Annotated in this window: 11 protein-coding genes and 2 tRNA genes; 6 read left to right on the plus strand and 7 right to left on the minus strand. The window is 43.9% G+C overall.

Features of this window, described 5'->3' with window-relative positions:
* Nucleotides 1–10: 10 nt before the first annotated feature.
* The 4 genes from L1D22_RS04520 to L1D22_RS04535 form a co-directional block, all read right to left on the minus strand.
* Nucleotides 11–101, minus strand: a tRNA-Ser gene (locus L1D22_RS04520).
* Between the two features lie 397 nt (nucleotides 102–498).
* Nucleotides 499–589: transfer RNA gene (locus tag L1D22_RS04525), tRNA-Ser, on the minus strand.
* 138 nt (nucleotides 590–727) lie between these two features.
* Entirely contained in the window at nucleotides 728–2536 is a 1809-nt protein-coding gene (locus tag L1D22_RS04530; protein WP_239828840.1) for a DUF3413 domain-containing protein, read from the minus strand.
* A 28-nt stretch (nucleotides 2537–2564) separates the two neighbouring features.
* On the minus strand, nucleotides 2565–2792 hold the full coding sequence (locus L1D22_RS04535; RefSeq protein WP_004740674.1) for a YejL family protein: 228 nt from the start codon (nucleotides 2790–2792) through the stop codon (nucleotides 2565–2567).
* An 84-nt stretch (nucleotides 2793–2876) separates the two neighbouring features.
* Between L1D22_RS04535 and yejK the strand changes: the two genes are divergently transcribed.
* The 3 genes from yejK (at nucleotide 2877) to L1D22_RS04550 (ending at nucleotide 6695) form a co-directional block, all read left to right on the plus strand.
* A complete protein-coding gene (gene yejK / locus L1D22_RS04540; protein ID WP_239828841.1) occupies nucleotides 2877–3881 on the plus strand; it encodes a nucleoid-associated protein YejK in 1005 nt (334 codons plus the stop codon).
* A 106-nt stretch (nucleotides 3882–3987) separates the two neighbouring features.
* Nucleotides 3988–5439 (plus strand): Hpt domain-containing protein, encoded by a 1452-nt coding sequence (locus L1D22_RS04545; RefSeq protein WP_239828842.1) that lies wholly within the window; start codon nucleotides 3988–3990, stop codon nucleotides 5437–5439.
* A gap of 77 nt (nucleotides 5440–5516) precedes the next feature.
* Nucleotides 5517–6695, plus strand: coding sequence for a chemotaxis protein (locus tag L1D22_RS04550; protein WP_239828843.1), 1179 nt, complete (start codon nucleotides 5517–5519; stop codon nucleotides 6693–6695).
* Nucleotides 6696–6795: 100 nt separating this feature from the next.
* On the opposite strand, the gene nhaC is transcribed toward L1D22_RS04550, so the two are convergent.
* Nucleotides 6796–8232 (minus strand): Na+/H+ antiporter NhaC, encoded by a 1437-nt coding sequence (gene nhaC / locus L1D22_RS04555; RefSeq protein ID WP_239828844.1) that lies wholly within the window; start codon nucleotides 8230–8232, stop codon nucleotides 6796–6798.
* 501 nt (nucleotides 8233–8733) lie between these two features.
* Here nhaC and asd point away from each other — a divergent pair.
* Nucleotides 8734–9852 (plus strand): aspartate-semialdehyde dehydrogenase, encoded by a 1119-nt coding sequence (gene asd / locus L1D22_RS04560; protein WP_017629874.1) that lies wholly within the window; start codon nucleotides 8734–8736, stop codon nucleotides 9850–9852.
* A gap of 138 nt (nucleotides 9853–9990) precedes the next feature.
* On the opposite strand, the gene L1D22_RS04565 is transcribed toward asd, so the two are convergent.
* Together L1D22_RS04565 and L1D22_RS04570 are read right to left on the minus strand one after the other, a co-directional pair.
* A complete protein-coding gene (locus tag L1D22_RS04565) occupies nucleotides 9991–10830 on the minus strand; it encodes an ion transporter (protein WP_132762000.1) in 840 nt (279 codons plus the stop codon).
* Nucleotides 10831–10957: 127 nt separating this feature from the next.
* Entirely contained in the window at nucleotides 10958–11596 is a 639-nt protein-coding gene (locus L1D22_RS04570; RefSeq protein WP_004734056.1) for a YchE family NAAT transporter, read from the minus strand.
* A gap of 639 nt (nucleotides 11597–12235) precedes the next feature.
* Here L1D22_RS04570 and adhE point away from each other — a divergent pair.
* Both adhE and L1D22_RS04580 read left to right on the plus strand, forming a co-directional pair.
* Nucleotides 12236–14941, plus strand: coding sequence for a bifunctional acetaldehyde-CoA/alcohol dehydrogenase (adhE, locus tag L1D22_RS04575; RefSeq protein ID WP_239828845.1), 2706 nt, complete (start codon nucleotides 12236–12238; stop codon nucleotides 14939–14941).
* 192 nt (nucleotides 14942–15133) lie between these two features.
* Nucleotides 15134–15645 (plus strand): helix-turn-helix domain-containing protein (locus L1D22_RS04580; protein ID WP_275664997.1); only part of this gene is annotated, 512 nt, incomplete at its 3' end.

Consider the following 15645-nt stretch of genomic DNA (forward strand, 5'->3'; position numbering starts at 1 on the left):
TTCTTTAATGTGGTGGAGGGATAGGGATTTGAACCCTAGAACCGCTATTAACGGTTGCCGGTTTTCAAGACCGGTGCTTTCGACCACTCAGCCATCCCTCCGATGGCGCGTATAGTATAAGGGTGGCTTTCGCTTGTAAATACCCTTATCAACTGACTGCTTTTTTTATGAACGCTTTTTGATAATTTTGTGCTGAATGGCTATTTGTTGTGCTTTTTATCGAACTTAGAGACGAAGTTCTGCGGTTAAAAATCATCTTAGTAATATTCGCTATGAGCTTTGGCCTGTGTGATAAACCAATCGCGGGTAAGAGGTGGTTTGGTTCAGATATCGATTTGTTGGTTGAGCGCGACTTAAGGGCAACAATAAAGTACGACAGATAAGACGGGTGGGTTTGTGGCTTTTTATGACAAGGATGACAGTCGATAACCTAAGTTCAAATAGTAAAAAGCTTCAGATGCAAAAAAGCCGCTGATTTCTCAGCGGCTTTCTTTAATGTGGTGGAGGGATAGGGATTTGAACCCTAGAACCGCTATTAACGGTTGCCGGTTTTCAAGACCGGTGCTTTCGACCACTCAGCCATCCCTCCAGTGGCGTGAATAATATAAGGGGCGGAGGATCTTGTAAACCCTTAATTTTCATAATTTTGTTTTGTTGCTTGTTTTCTAATCATTCACGGCAATAAAAAAGGGAAGCCATTGGCTTTCCTTTTCTCATTGATGATAATTTAGTCATTTTTTGTGTAGAAACGCTGTAGTTCAGTGAGTCCTTGCATCAACACAGGTAAGCGAGGGCTTACGTTTTTCAGGCGTTTGTAGTTCTGGTCATACAATTTGTAGTTACCAAATTTATCTAACACCGTTGTTTGCTGATCAGTAACCAGTGCAAGCTCACGAGAATCACCTGCTAGAATCCACTTTCTCTTACGCTCATTAAACAGGCTGCGACCGCTACTGAAGTCAGTGGGGTTCGATGATACGCCTAACAGCTCTTGCATTAGTGTTACCGACACATCTAGGTGACTAGAGCGGTGAGTGTATTCAGAAGCTGATTTACCAGGCCAGCTGATGAATAGAGGCACCTGTAACTGGTAACGACTGTAGTTAGAGTTTGCACCCCAGCTGTTGGTTCTGGTTTCGTTAAACTCAGTACCGTGGTTAGAAGTAATGATAACCACCGTATTGTCGATAAGATCTAAGCGCTCTAGTTCAGCGTAGATAGTCGCTAGTTGAGCATCGGCCGCTTGAGCTGATTTTTGATAATCTGCCGCAAAACGTTCTGCTGTGCTCAACGTTGAATCTGACTCAGAGCTTGAATCGTAGCTAGAGAAGTTATCCAGCGTGGTCAGTTCAATAAAGTTAAACCAAGGGCGTTTAGCTTGTGGTGATTGAATCCAATCAGCCCAAGCTTGTATCGCACTTTGGTCATCATTAGTTGCTTGCTCTGGCATAACGTCACGGCCTCGGAAGATGATTTCCGAGTAAAGTGCATCGTCAAAGTTGTCACCACTGAAAGCGGCAAACTTATAATTATGATTGTCTAAAACATCCAACAGTACTGCGCTTGAACCTTGTGCTTCGATGCTGCTTGCGTAGCTGCTCGGAAGGCCATAGAACAGACCGAAAATACCAAACATATCATTACTTGAACTGTAATGGTTGGTGAAGTTGATCGACTGTTGCGCGTAAGCGTAGCTGTTTGGCATCGCTGTGGCATTAAGTGCATCAGAGCGAAGGTTGTTCACACTCACCATCAGGATATTCAGATCATCACTGCGGCGGTTGTATTGAATTTTTTCTAGCGGGTAGCTAACTAAGTTTACGTTCTCTTTGTTCGCTTCTAAACGCTGTAAATACTCTTCACGGTCTAATAGACCATGTTTCTCCATAAAGCTTTTCGCTGTCATTGGGTAAGACAGTGGGAAGTTCGCTTTTTGGCTAGTAATCGGGTTATAGAAATACGCATCAGCCCACATGTAGGTCAAGTGACTGCTGATGAAACACAAGAAGAATACGGCGGTAATTGGACGGCCGATGTGTTTATGAGAAAGTTTACGCTGCTTACGCCAAACCCACTCAGACAGCCCGAGTTGTAGTAGGAAGATAAGCGGCATAACAATGAAGAGGTGCTGCAAGTCAGATGTAAATGCAGACTCCTCTCCACTGAACAAAACCTCCCACACGACAGGCGTCAGGTGGAGGTTTATATTTTGATACGTTTGGGTATCAATCAGTAGGACAGTTAAACCTATGGTCGCGAAACAAACGGCAACCAAACGTAATAACTTCCTCGACGGAAGAATAAAAGTGAGCGGGAACAGCACTAATAGATAGAGCGCGAACACTAAAAAGCCGAAATGACCAACCCATGATGCAGCCAAATAGAATTGACCCAGCAAGGTTTCTGGCCAAGCAGATTGAGTAATATAACGAGTACCAATCAACATCGCAGCAATGATGTTGAAAAATGCAAACCAGTGACCCCAACCAACCAGTCGAGATACACGATCGCTATATGAGTTTGCGCTGTCTACCATTTATAATTCTTTTATCCGTCAATCAAATTTAGTGAGACTTTTTATCTTCAAGAGAAGAAATTAAAGCCTCGGCAAATTTTTCAGCAATTCCTTTGCGTTGTGAAGCAGCAACATTCTGATTTAAGACATTGGTTGCGATATTTCCAGCGATCATCAGTGAAAGTTCTGGTGAAGCTTTGTGCTTAGATAGTACAGCACCTACTTCAGCTAGGATTTTTTCAACTTGTTCATCTGTGTATTTAGATATAATCGGCATAAGGACTCTAATAATGATAGTAAAAGCGGCTTATGATAACCTACTATGCACGACAACTGAAACCTGAACGGTAATATTTTCACTATGAGCCTTCACCTTTCCAACGTAATTTTACACCAGCTGAGCAAGAACGATCAGGATGAACTGATTGTTAACTATCGTGCTGAATCTCTAGAAAACGATGCTTCATCTGAAAGCCTAGTTGCTGAACTTCACCGTGTTTTTAATTCAAAAGCAGGCAAAGGGTTTGGTTCTTTCAAATCTGACAGCGAATTTCAACAGTGGTTGCATCAACTTCGTGCTGGTGAGACAAACTTTTACGATTTTTCTCAAAAGAGTGCGCAACGTCTAAAAGACGAGCTATCAAAGTACCCATTCGCTGACGAAGGTATCTTGGTAATGGCTGAATATCAGTCACTTGCGACAGATTACCTTTTCATCGGTCTGCTGCCTTCAAACCAAAGCCTAAAGGTGACAGAAGGGCTAGATATTAGTGCAACTGACTACCTAGATATCTCGAAAATGGATATCGCGGCGCGCCTAGACTTGTCGACTTACGAGACAGATAAAGAGTCAAACCGTTACTTAACTTATATTAAAGGACGTGTTGGCCGTAAAGTCGCGGATTTCTTCCTAGATTTTCTTCAAGCTGAAGTCGGTTTGGATGCTAAGCAGCAAAACCAAGTGTTGATGCAAGCGGTAGAAGATTTTGTTTCTGACTCTAAATTAGAGAAAGAAGAAGCGATCAGCTACAAAAAGCAGGTTGCAGACTACTGTAACGAGCAGCTAAAAGCGGGTGATGAAGTACAAGTTCGTGAGCTTTCTGGCGAATTACCAGCAAGCACAGATGGCACGAGCTTCTTTGACTATACTAGTGAGCAAGGTTATGAGTTAGAAGATAGCTTCCCAGCCGATCGTGCAACTATGCGTAAACTAACAAAATTTGTTGGTGCTGGTGGCGGTTTGAATGTTAGTTTTGATAGTCTGCTTCTAGGCGAGCGTATCTTCTACGATCCGGAGACAGACACGCTAACAATTAAAGGCACACCACCGAACTTACGTGACCAACTGACTCGCAATAAGTTATAGTCCGAAGTTAACGGGTAGAAGCGGCAGCAGGATGTTGTCGCTTGTTTTGTGCTGAGTCTTTTAGCTAACGATAATGGCTGACAGCAAATACGCACAAGGAATATCGATGGAACAATCAGTAGCAAAGCCCAATCGCTTTAAAAAACCAGCCACTTTCTTGGTTGTGCTCTTGGCTCTGTGGCTACTGCCTTCATTAGCACTTCTCAATCTAAGCCGTTCCTACACACATTCTCTTGCTCAAATTGAAGAACTCGGTATTCGCGTTAATGAACTAAGGCAATCGCTTTATTTCTCGGAGCCACTGCGAGTATCTCGAATCAACGACCTCGCACTTGATGCTCAATTGGTTTACTCGATCAGGCTGCAGATCGAATCTGATTTCCAACACGCCTTCTTTCGTCCTGATGTGAATCAACTGCTTTACGTCGCAGACCAATTCCTAGAAAAGTTTGATGAGTTCATCCCTATAGAAAGTCAGGTTCAAGACATTGTCGACAACATCAAGCTGTTGCGTGCCGATACTGAACTCTCTCCTAAGTTAAAACCGCTACTGAATGAATTTGGAGTGGTGGTTTTTGAAGCCATGTATTCTGATAATCAAAGCTCATCCGCCACTTATCGCGCCTTTGATTCAATTCTTGATAAGTCGTATGCATTAGAAACCGAAGAGCAAGACGCTATTCAACAGTTGCTGGCTGATGCCTCTGCATTATTAAGTGATTACGCTCAGCTTAACTATTTGGTTGATAAGATTAAGAAGAACTCAGTCAACAAGCAGATCATCAAACTTGAAGCTGAGTTTCACGATCGTCAATTTAACCTATTATTGGTGATGCTTGGTTTAAGCTTAGTGGCGATGATAGCGCTGGTTTTGTGGGGCGCTAGTGCAAAAAAATTGACTAAAGAAACAGGCGAAGAATTCACTCCTGAGCCTGAAGTCGAATCTAGTAAGCCAAGTGCTTCTCGCACAGAAGCTGACCTTGAAGAGGCTACCTCTGGAAGCGTTCCACGCGGAAAAGACAGCGTATCTCATGAATCGAATCACAGCGTCGCTTCCTCAGTAGTGAAACCAGCAGATAATGCCTCTCATGTTGTAGGTAGCCAACATTCCAATTTTCAATCACAGCAGAGTTCTAGTGTGGTTAGTCAGCCCGTTACTCAACAAAATATTGAAGATGTGCCAGTGGCAGAGAAACACGTCGCCAGTGTGACGGATTCAAAGCCCGCGATTGATATTGAAGATATGCTCGAAACACTCGATGGGGATGCGGAGTCAGTTGAATTGTTGCTTGGTGTTTTTGTTCAAGATCACGCTGATGATTATGAGAAGTTTAAATCGCTACTGACCAAAGACGAAACCTCCGCTGCTCGTGTTGTGCATAGCCTGAAAGGCGTGGCGGGTAGCATCAAAGCCTCTCGATTAGCAATCATTGCGGCGAGTATCGAAATGACGATGAAGCAATCAAGAGCCATCAGTGAGCATGATTTAACTGAGCTAGAGCAGGCAATAAAAGCCTCGGTAGATTCAGCTCATACATATTTAGATAATCAACGTTAACTTTTGTAGGAGTATTTGACAATACTCTGACGAAGTGCTCATACAATCCGCGCCCTTAGTCTTTGTCAGAGGTTTATATGTTACGAGTTTCGAGTCGAAGTTGGATGGTGTTGGTGCTTAGCATTGTGCTAAGTGGTTGTTCTCTCTTAGAAGTTAAGTTAGATAGTCAGACGACGCCTCTCACTCAACAAGAACTGAATGCTCGCCTCATGACGCGTGAATACGCCAAGATGTTTTTCACTCGAGTAGAAGACTCAGCGGATGTAATCGCACAATCTTACCCGGCTGATGACACCTTACATCAATCTTATGTGTTGCTTTGGAAGATCCACGCAGAGCAAGGCTTACAGCAAGCGGCTTACCAAACTTCTCCTATGTCAGCCTTAATTGACTCATGGGTGTTCACTGCACAAATGAATCAGTTTTACGCCCAAGGTGATGGCGCTGACTTGTTCGTGACCGATGATGCGGTAGAAACTGCTCGTTTTCTTGACCAAGAAGCTGAGAAGCTAGCAAAGGGCGTATTGAGCTCAAGTGATTTCAAGAAGAGCAAAGCATTCGTCGCAGAGTTCGCCGCGAGCAATCCTTTTAAAGATCTTACCTTCAGAAGCACGCCTGCTTATCGTGAATGGTTAGCTTACCTGGGTAAAGACGAATCTCAAATCGTTCAGAGCTTAGGTACTATGCCAGAAGCCATGAGCGACGCATCAGACCGCTTAAGCTTAATGGCTGACCAAACGCCAAAATTGATGACGTGGAAAGCTGAGTTAGTTGCAATGAACAGTTCACTCACGGGTGAAGATTTATCGATAACACTGAAAAGCCTTCGTCAAACGTCAGCAAGCATGCAGGATTTCATTGAGAACAACCCAGTGTACATGCAAACATTGGCTTCTATTATGTCGACAGAAATGCAGCCCCTGTTAAACGACCTCAGCGATAAAACAGATCAAAAGTTAGCAATGCTGAGTGATGAGCGTGTGGCGTTAGAAAAGATGGTAACGCGTGAGAGAGAAGCTTTGGTTCAGATGATTGAGAAAGAACGCATCGAGATTGCTGGTATCGTGGCATCTGAAAGAGAACTGTTCACCAAAGATTTAGACCGTGTCTCTCAAGAGGTGGTCGTGCTTGCGATTGATAAGCTGATGGAGCTAATCAAAGGTGTGATTATCTACTTCATCTTGTTTATCTTAGTGGTGTTCTTTGCCCCGTTAGGTATCGGTTACTGGTTGGGTAAACGAACCGCCAACAAATAAGTAAATCAGCAGATAAGAAAAGAGCGCTCTAGGGCGCTCTTTTTGCATTTATACCATTAACGTTTTGTTTTTACGTTCTAACGCCCTGAACGATGAAGTACTAGGCTTGTTGTTTAGTCAGCTCTGCCGCTTCTTCAGTTTCAAGTGCTGGCGCTGTTGGTTCACACTTATCAACGAACCAGCCCATGTAAGACGTCACGATAGTCACGATGATACAGATGAAGCTTAACCACATGAACGGCGCGTAAGAAAGCGTCGCAACGCCTAGAATACTCGCCATGTAGATGCCGTTATCACTCCAAGGCACCATACCCGATGTTAGCGTGCCGCCAAACTCAGCGTTACGAGACAGGTTCTTACGTTTGTAGCCTAAACGGTCGTAGTTCTTCGCACAGATTTTTGGCGTAAGGATTAACGATACGTACATTGCAGAACCGAACACGTTACCCATGAACGCTGTACCAATTGTGCTAGTCGCTAGTGAACCTGCGCTGTTTACGCGGCGCTCAAACACCTTAGCGATTGTCTCTAGTACGCCCACTTTATCCAGTAAGCCCCCGAAACCTAAACCAAATACGATAACTGCAACTGAACCCAGCATTGAAGACATGCCGCCACGGTTAAGAATTGAATCAATGAACTCGACACCAGATGAGATAGAGAACGGTGCCCAAGCCGTGTTGAATGCCGTTAGGAAGTCGATATCTTGGATCATGACCGCCCAGATAATACCCAGCAGAGAACCAAAGCTGATTACCGGGAATGAAGGCATACGGAAAGCCAACAGACCAAGCACGATAAGTACCGGAACGAATGAGTAAGGCGTGATGTAGAACTGAACTTCCATTGCTTTGATTACAGAGTCTACTTGGCTCATGTCAACGTTACCCGCATAGTGGAAACCAAACGCAGTAAACATGATGCCTGTAATCACGTAGCTGATTAACGCAACTGGAAGCATGCCCTTGATGTGTTCAACTACTTCAACACCAGACATTGAAGAAGCAAGAATCACTGAATCAGAAAGCGGAGACATCTTGTCACCGAAGTAACAACCTGACAGCACTGCACCTGCAGTAATCGGTGCTGGAACACCTAGGCCTTGGCCGATACCCATCATCGCGATACCTGCTGTACCCGCAGCTCCCCAAGAAGTACCGGTCGCCAATGCGGTTAGAGAACAGATAATCATGGTCGCTAAAAGGAAGATAGAAGGGTGGATAGCTTTCAGACCATAGTAAATGATAGTAGGTACGATCCCGCCTGAGATCCAAGTACCAACAAGAGCGCCAACGGCTAAAAGTATTAAAACCGCGCCTAAGCCATTGGATATTCCTTTGAGTGCTGCTTTTTCTAAGTCTTTGTATTCGTGACCAAGGCGAATACCTAGCACCATGATAATGAACCAGCCAATGTACAAGGCAAGTTGGATTGGAAGGTCAAACTTTGCAGTAAAGGAAAAAGCAAGGGATAGAAATAGTCCTAACGCGATAAATACCTGTAATAGGTTCGGTAGGCGAGTTTTACTCTGCTTCATAAAAGCCTCTTGTGATTTCGAGCATTTATAGTGCTTCGTTATAGTGTGTGGTACGAAATGGACACTACAGTAATTAGTTTATTATATCGAAAAAATACGTCTAAGTTGTGATATTTGACTGTTAACTCAATTGATTTTGGTTTCATAATCTAAAATTTTGTTAAATTCATGGTTGTTACATGTTGACTTCTGTCGCGCGTTGTTTTTGTTTTGTAAAATATAATTCTGACTAACCTTGATTTAAAAGAGGGAATTACTGTTTGTGAGTAGGCTGAGTTTCAACGATTTCTACAGTGCAAATGTTTGAATTTGCCGATATTGAGACTTTTATTGGTGATGTGGATACTGAGTGTCGATACAGGGATAACTGCACGATTCATTACGTTCACTTAAAAGAAACGAAAAAGTTACACTTTTTGACAAAAAGCACTTGAGTTCTGTTTCTGAAAAACTTATAGATGGGGGAGAGCAATTTTTAATTTTATACATGGAGAGTGAGCGATGAGAGTAGGTCTAGTTGGTTGGCGCGGTATGGTGGGTTCTGTACTGATGCAACGTATGGTTGAAGAGAAAGACTTCGACCTGATTGAGCCTGTTTATTACAGCACATCTCAGATTGGTATTCCTGCCCCTGTTCTAGGCGGTAAAGATGCTGGTCTACTTCAAGACGCCTTTGACATTGATAGCCTAAAACAGCTAGATGCTGTGATTACCTGTCAAGGTGGCGACTACACATCAAAAGTATACCCAGCGCTGCGTCAAGCAGGTTGGAAAGGCTACTGGATTGATGCGGCTTCTACTCTGCGTATGGACGCTGATTCAATCATCACTCTTGATCCTGTTAACTTGGCTCAAATCCAACAAGGCATTCACAGCGGCACCAACACTTTCGTTGGCGGTAACTGTACTGTGAGCTTGATGCTTATGGCACTAGGCGGCCTATATGAAAAAGGCATGGTCGAGTGGATGAGTGCGATGACTTACCAAGCGGCATCGGGCGCTGGTGCTAAAAACATGCGTGAGCTTATCTCACAAATGGGTGTGATCAACGACAGCGTAAGCTCTGAGTTAGCAAACCCTTCAAGCTCGATTCTTGATATTGATAAGAAGGTTGCGGATACGATTCGTTCATCTTCATTCCCAACAGACCAATTTGGTGCTCCTCTTGCTGGCTCATTGATTCCTTGGATTGATGTGAAGCGTGAAAACGGCCAAAGCAAAGAAGAGTGGAAAGCGGGCGTTGAAGCGAACAAGATTCTTGGCCTAGATGGTCAGCCAATCCCTATCGATGGCACTTGTGTACGTATCGGTGCAATGCGTTGTCACGCTCAAGCACTAACGATCAAGCTTAAGCAAGACGTTCCAATGGACGAAATCGAAGAGATCATCGCGACCCACAACGATTGGGTTAAAGTGATTCCTAATGACCGTGACATCACTGCGCAAGAACTGACTCCGGCTAAAGTAACAGGCACTATGTCTGTACCAGTAGGTCGTCTACGTAAGATGTCTATGGGTAACGACTTCCTAAACGCATTCACAGTTGGTGACCAACTGCTTTGGGGTGCGGCAGAACCACTACGTCGTACATTACGTATTATTCTTGCTGAGAAAGCGTAATCGGCAAGATTGCTTAAATTCTATTAGCTGATAAACCGAAAGGGTTGACGATAAACGTCAACCCTTTTTAGTTTATTGATATCTTGTTATTCGGCCCTTGAAACTGCCCTTAAATCTCTTCGCATCTCGTGTCTGCTTTTATTTCTCTTCAGTCACGACACGTTTGTCGGGATCGGCCAATTCACTGGCACAGTGTTTACAATAGATGGCGTCAGAATCGTGGCCTGAACGGTTGCAGTTTGGGCACTTGACCAACTCTTTGTGCGAGTTCATTTCATTACTGAGTTCTGCGGTAATAATCCCGGTCGGCACGGCTAAGATTGAGTAACCCAAGAGCATAGTCAGAGATGCGATAGCTTTACCTAATGCGGTTTGCGGCACCATGTCACCGTAACCCACGGTTGTGATGGTCACGATTGCCCAGTAGATACTGTGAGGAATACTGGTGAATCCATTCTCAGGCCCTTCGATAACAAAGATAAGCGACCCAAAAATGGTAACCAAAATTCCAACTGTACTGAAGAATATCAGGATTTTACGCCTAGCCATCAGCAGCGAACGCAAAAGGATGTTGGAGTCTTGCAGGTAGCGAACGAGCTTTAGGATGCGGAATATACGCATTACCCGCAGCAGCCTGACCACGCCCATGAACGATGCACTAGGGATGAGTATCGCTAAATAGGTGGGCAAAATTGCAAGGAGGTCAACAATGCCATAGAAGCTGGTGGCATAAGATTTAGGATTGGGTGAGCAATACAGTCTCAATAGATACTCAATGGTAAACAGCGCGGTAAATGTGTATTCAATATAACGCAGTTCTTGTGACCAATTTGTCATCATAGGCAGTGATTCAAGAATCAAAACCACTAAAGAAGCAATGATCGCTACGAGTAATGAGATATCAAAGATACGCCCTGCTCGGGTGTGTGTGCCAAAAATGATGATATATAGGTGATGTTTAAGAGAGTGTCGAGACATGATGGAAAGAGTACTTTTTATAATGACCTACTCAATATCATACTTGGTTGAAATAAATGAGGCGAGTGAAAGCCTGTACTTTACTCACCTCGATATCGGTATCAGCGCTGATTAAACGTATTCTTAATTACGCTAAACCCGGGAATAGGTTACGAAGGCCATTGGCGATGAACTCGATGCCAAGCGCACCTAGGATCAAGCCCATGATACGTGTAATAACGTTGATACCGGTTTGACCTAGAAAACGAACGATAACGGGCGCTGAACGGAATAAAAGCCAAGAACAAGTTGCGAAAGCAATAATGCTAATGCCGATGCCTACCGTATCAATAGCAGCAGGGTAGCGAGAACCGTAAACAATCGTCGAGCTGATTGCACCCGGACCAGCCATCAGAGGCATAGCCAGTGGAACCACGCCAATTTGCTCTTTGCTGATGTATTCCGATTTCTCTTGTTTGTTCTGCTTATCTTCACCGAGCTTACCGCTCATCATCGAAAATGCGATGCTCAATAACAGCAAGCCACCTGCCACGCGAAATGAATCCAACGAGATGCTAAACATATCAAGAAGCATTTGCCCTGCAACAAGCGAGACAATCAAGATAACGGCAACAGCAATGTTGGCTTGTAAGGCTGTCCTGTTTCGCTCTTCTGGTGGCATATGAGCAGTTAGAGAAACAAAAACAGGCATGATGCCGATTGGGTTTACGGCTGCAACAAGCCCAAGGAAGAATTGCATAAAGATTGCGAGTTCTAAACCTTGCATGAGAGCGATCTCCAGTAACGTTAAGTAGGGTAGTGGGTTTGATCTGACCTTTGTCAGAGTGCGTAATGTAAGGGACAAATTCAATGAGAGCGAATGAAAAAAACTAACTTGAAGAAGGGGCTATTTTTTAGAAAAACTAATTGAGTGTGAGATGTGTAATGTCAGTGTTGCAAAGTGTTTTCTCGTGTTTCGTGTTGTAACGCAATTTGAACTAAATGTTATCTCACGCACGCTTTTAATAAAAATTATGACAGTTTCTAGCTCGTTGCAACGGTATGGATATACTCTCAGTAGCACAGTTTTGGCCGTATACATGTAAGTGAGCTGACTAAAAGTGAAACTTTTTTACAGTTTATGACGCAATGTAGAAAAAAGTTGTCTGTTTGTTTGTTTTTTGCTCGAACGGAAGGTGTGATATTAATCTATATGAATCATAACTTTAAGTTCATTTTTGCGATTGCCTTACTACTTTCTGGTTAATTCTTTTTGGGTAACTGATCTGGGTCAATTTTTTTCACACTGTGAAATAATATACTCAGCCCTGAAAGCAATTTACTAAGAACGCTGGTGTTTAAGGTTAACGGCAAGCAGCGAATTTAATAAAAAGTTTTTAATATTTATTATTTTAGGAGATCCACCATGCCTGTAACTAACTTAGCGGAACTTGATGCTCTAGTAGCTCGCGTTAAAGCAGCACAAGAAGAGTTTGCAACATTCTCTCAAGAGAAAGTAGACGCAATCTTCCGCGCAGCTTCTCTTGCTGCTAACCACGCTCGTATTCCACTTGCACAACAAGCAGTTGCTGAATCTGGAATGGGTATTGTTGAAGATAAGGTTATCAAAAACCACTTTGCATCTGAATTTATCTACAACAAATACAAAGACGAAAAAACATGTGGCATCTTAGAAGAAGATGACAACCTAGGCACAATGACTATCGCAGAGCCTGTAGGTATCATCTGTGGTATCGTTCCAACAACGAACCCAACTTCTACAGCAATCTTCAAATCTCTAATCTCTCTTAAGACACGTAACGGCATCATCTTCTCGCCACACCCACGTGCAAAGAACTCAACTAACGACGCAGCGAAACTGGTTCTAGACGCAGCTGTTGCAGCTGGTGCTCCAAAAGACATCATTGGTTGGATCGACCAACCATCTGTAGAGCTTTCTAACGCGCTTATGAAGCACGACGGTATCGCACTTATCCTTGCTACTGGTGGTCCAGGCATGGTTAAAGCTGCATACTCTTCTGGTAAGCCTGCTATCGGTGTTGGTGCTGGTAACGTTCCTGTCGTTATCGATGAAACAGCTGACATCAAACGTGCTGTAGCATCTATCCTAATGTCTAAAACATTCGATAACGGCGTTGTATGTGCTTCTGAGCAAGCTGCAATCGTTGTTAGCGATGTATACGAAGAAGTTAAAGAGCGTTTCGCTTCTCACAAAGCTCACGTTCTGTCTAAAGCTGACGCAGATAAAGTACGTAAAGTGCTTCTTATCGACGGCAACCTAAACGCTAAAATCGTAGGTCAACCTGCTCCAGCAATCGCTGAAATGGCTGGTGTTAAAGTTCCTGCTGATACAAAAGTACTTGTAGGTGAAGGTCTTGGTAAAGTTTCTTACGATGACGAGTTCGCTCACGAGAAACTATCTCCAACTCTAGGTCTATTCCGCGCAGACGACTTCGAAGACGCTGTTGCTCAAGCGGTAACTATGGTTGAAATCGGCGGTATCGGTCATACATCTGGTCTTTACACTAACCAAGATACTAACGCAGACCGCATCCGTTACTTCGGTGACAAGATGAAAACTGCTCGTATCCTAATCAACATCCCTACTACTCACGGTGGTATCGGTGACCTGTACAACTTCAACGTTGCACCTTCTCTAACTCTAGGTTGTGGTTCATGGGGTGGTAACTCTATCTCTGAGAACGTAGGTCCTAAGCACCTTATCAACAAGAAAACTGTAGCGAAGCGAGCTGAAAACATGTTGTGGCACAAACTACCTAAGTCTATCTACTTCCGTCGTGGTAGCCTTCCAATCGCAATGAGCGACCTAGAAGGTAAGAAACGCGCATTCCTAGTAACTGACCGTTTCCTATTCAACAACGGTTACGCTGATGACGTAGTTAGCCTGCTTAAAGCACAAGGCATCGAAGTTCAAACTTTCTTCGACGTAGAAGCGGATCCAACGCTATCTGTTGTTGAGAAAGGCGCTGAAGCAATGAAGAGCTTCCAACCTGACGTAATCCTTGCTCTAGGTGGCGGTTCTCCAATGGATGCAGCTAAGATCATGTGGGTTATGTACGAGCACCCAGAAACTCACTTCGAAGAACTGGCAATGCGCTTTATGGATATCCGTAAACGTATCTACAAGTTCCCTAAAATGGGTCAAAAAGCTGAGCTTGTATGTATCACTACAACTTCAGGTACTGGTTCAGAGGTTACTCCATTCGCTGTTGTTACAGACGACAAGACTGGTGCTAAGTACCCACTAGCTGACTACGAAATTACGCCAAACATGGCTATCGTTGATGCGAACCTAGTAATGAACATGCCTAAGTCTCTAACAGCGTTCGGTGGTTACGATGCAGTAACTCACGCTCTTGAAGCTTACGTATCTGTTCTAGCGAACGAATACTCAGACGGTCAAGCTCTGCAAGCGCTTAAGATGCTTAAAGAATACCTACCATCAAGCTACAAAAATGGTGCGGCTGACCCAATCGCTCGTGAGAAAGTACACAACGCAGCAACTATCGCTGGTGTAGCATTTGCGAACGCATTCCTAGGTGTGTGTCACTCAATGGCTCACAAAATTGGTGCTGAGTTCCATCTACCACACGGTCTTGCTAACGCACTACTTATCTCAAACGTTGTACGTTACAACGCGAACGATAACCCAACTAAGCAGACTGCATTCTCTCAGTACGACCGTCCACAAGCACGTCGTCGTTACGCTGAAGTTGCTGACCACCTAGGCCTAAGCCAAGCTGGTGACCGTACTGCTCAGAAGATTGAACGTCTACTAACTTGGTTAGAAGAGCTTAAGAAAGACCTAGACATCCCACTTTCTATCCAAGCTGCGGGTGTTAACGAGTCTGACTTCGTTGCTAAACTAGACGAGCTAGCTGTTGAAGCGTTCGATGACCAGTGTACAGGTGCTAACCCACGTTACCCACTTATCACTGAGCTAAAAGAAGTACTAACAACTTCTTACTACGGCGAAGCATACGTTGAAGGTGAAACTTTCGAAGGTACTACAGTTATCCTTAAGAAAGCTGACCAAAAACCAGCTGAAGCGAAAGCATCAAAAGCTAAAAAAGAAAAAGCTAACGCATAATAAGTAAGCATTAGTTTTGAGATAAGTTTTCGCTAGCACGATACTTATCTATCGGGAAAAGTTTAAAGCCCCAGTCGAAAGACTGGGGCTTTTTTTAGGTTCATCGCGGATTAGCGGGAACTAAAAACAAAAACGGTAGTAAGTGATATGGTTTAGTCGCCAAACAAAAATCATACACAAACTACCGTTTTCATGCCGAATCATACTTTCCTATCGTCATTCTGGGAAGGCTTTAAAATAGTAAAGTCTCACCAGACAGCATCACTTATTACACTAACTCTTAAACCGAACTCTGAGGCTAAATGCTTTTGCGGTCTTGAAGCCGAGGCTATCCATGAGTATCAATGGCGTCATGTGAAAGAGGCCATGTTGCTCGGTGTTCCTGTCGAACTTTCCGTTCAAACTCGAAGGATTAAGTGTCGTGACTGCGGCATAAAAACAGAGTCTCTATCTTGGTTGGAGCCTTATGCTCGTATAACGAAGCGCCTAAAAAGCTATATAGAACAACTACTGCCTCTTCTTCCCATTAAGCATATCTCCCAGTTAACGGGCGTTCATTGGCACACCATTAAAGAGATAGATAAACGTCGACTTCGCCAAGTTGTACCGTCAGTGAAATGGGAAGGGCTAAGGCAACTCGTCATGGACGAGTTCGCCATCTTTAAAGGGCACCGATATGCCACAGTCATCGCTGATGCTAAGAC

The sequence above is a fragment of the Vibrio sp. Isolate34 genome (genome assembly GCF_022397915.1).
Classification (GTDB): domain Bacteria; phylum Pseudomonadota; class Gammaproteobacteria; order Enterobacterales; family Vibrionaceae; genus Vibrio.

Excerpts from the sequence above, each read along its gene's own strand:
- L1D22_RS04565 (WP_132762000.1), bottom strand. The coding sequence starts at position 10,830 with ATGTCTCGACACTCTCTTAAACATCACCTATATATCATCATTTTTGGC.
- nhaC (WP_239828844.1), bottom strand. The coding sequence starts at position 8,232 with ATGAAGCAGAGTAAAACTCGCCTACCGAACCTATTACAGGTATTTATC.
- L1D22_RS04550 (WP_239828843.1), top strand. The coding sequence starts at position 5,517 with ATGTTACGAGTTTCGAGTCGAAGTTGGATGGTGTTGGTGCTTAGCATT.
- L1D22_RS04535 (WP_004740674.1), bottom strand. The coding sequence starts at position 2,792 with ATGCCGATTATATCTAAATACACAGATGAACAAGTTGAAAAAATCCTA.
- L1D22_RS04570 (WP_004734056.1), bottom strand. The coding sequence starts at position 11,596 with ATGCAAGGTTTAGAACTCGCAATCTTTATGCAATTCTTCCTTGGGCTT.
- yejK (WP_239828841.1), top strand. The coding sequence starts at position 2,877 with ATGAGCCTTCACCTTTCCAACGTAATTTTACACCAGCTGAGCAAGAAC.
- asd (WP_017629874.1), top strand. The coding sequence starts at position 8,734 with ATGAGAGTAGGTCTAGTTGGTTGGCGCGGTATGGTGGGTTCTGTACTG.
- L1D22_RS04530 (WP_239828840.1), bottom strand. The coding sequence starts at position 2,536 with ATGGTAGACAGCGCAAACTCATATAGCGATCGTGTATCTCGACTGGTT.
- adhE (WP_239828845.1), top strand. The coding sequence starts at position 12,236 with ATGCCTGTAACTAACTTAGCGGAACTTGATGCTCTAGTAGCTCGCGTT.
- L1D22_RS04545 (WP_239828842.1), top strand. The coding sequence starts at position 3,988 with ATGGAACAATCAGTAGCAAAGCCCAATCGCTTTAAAAAACCAGCCACT.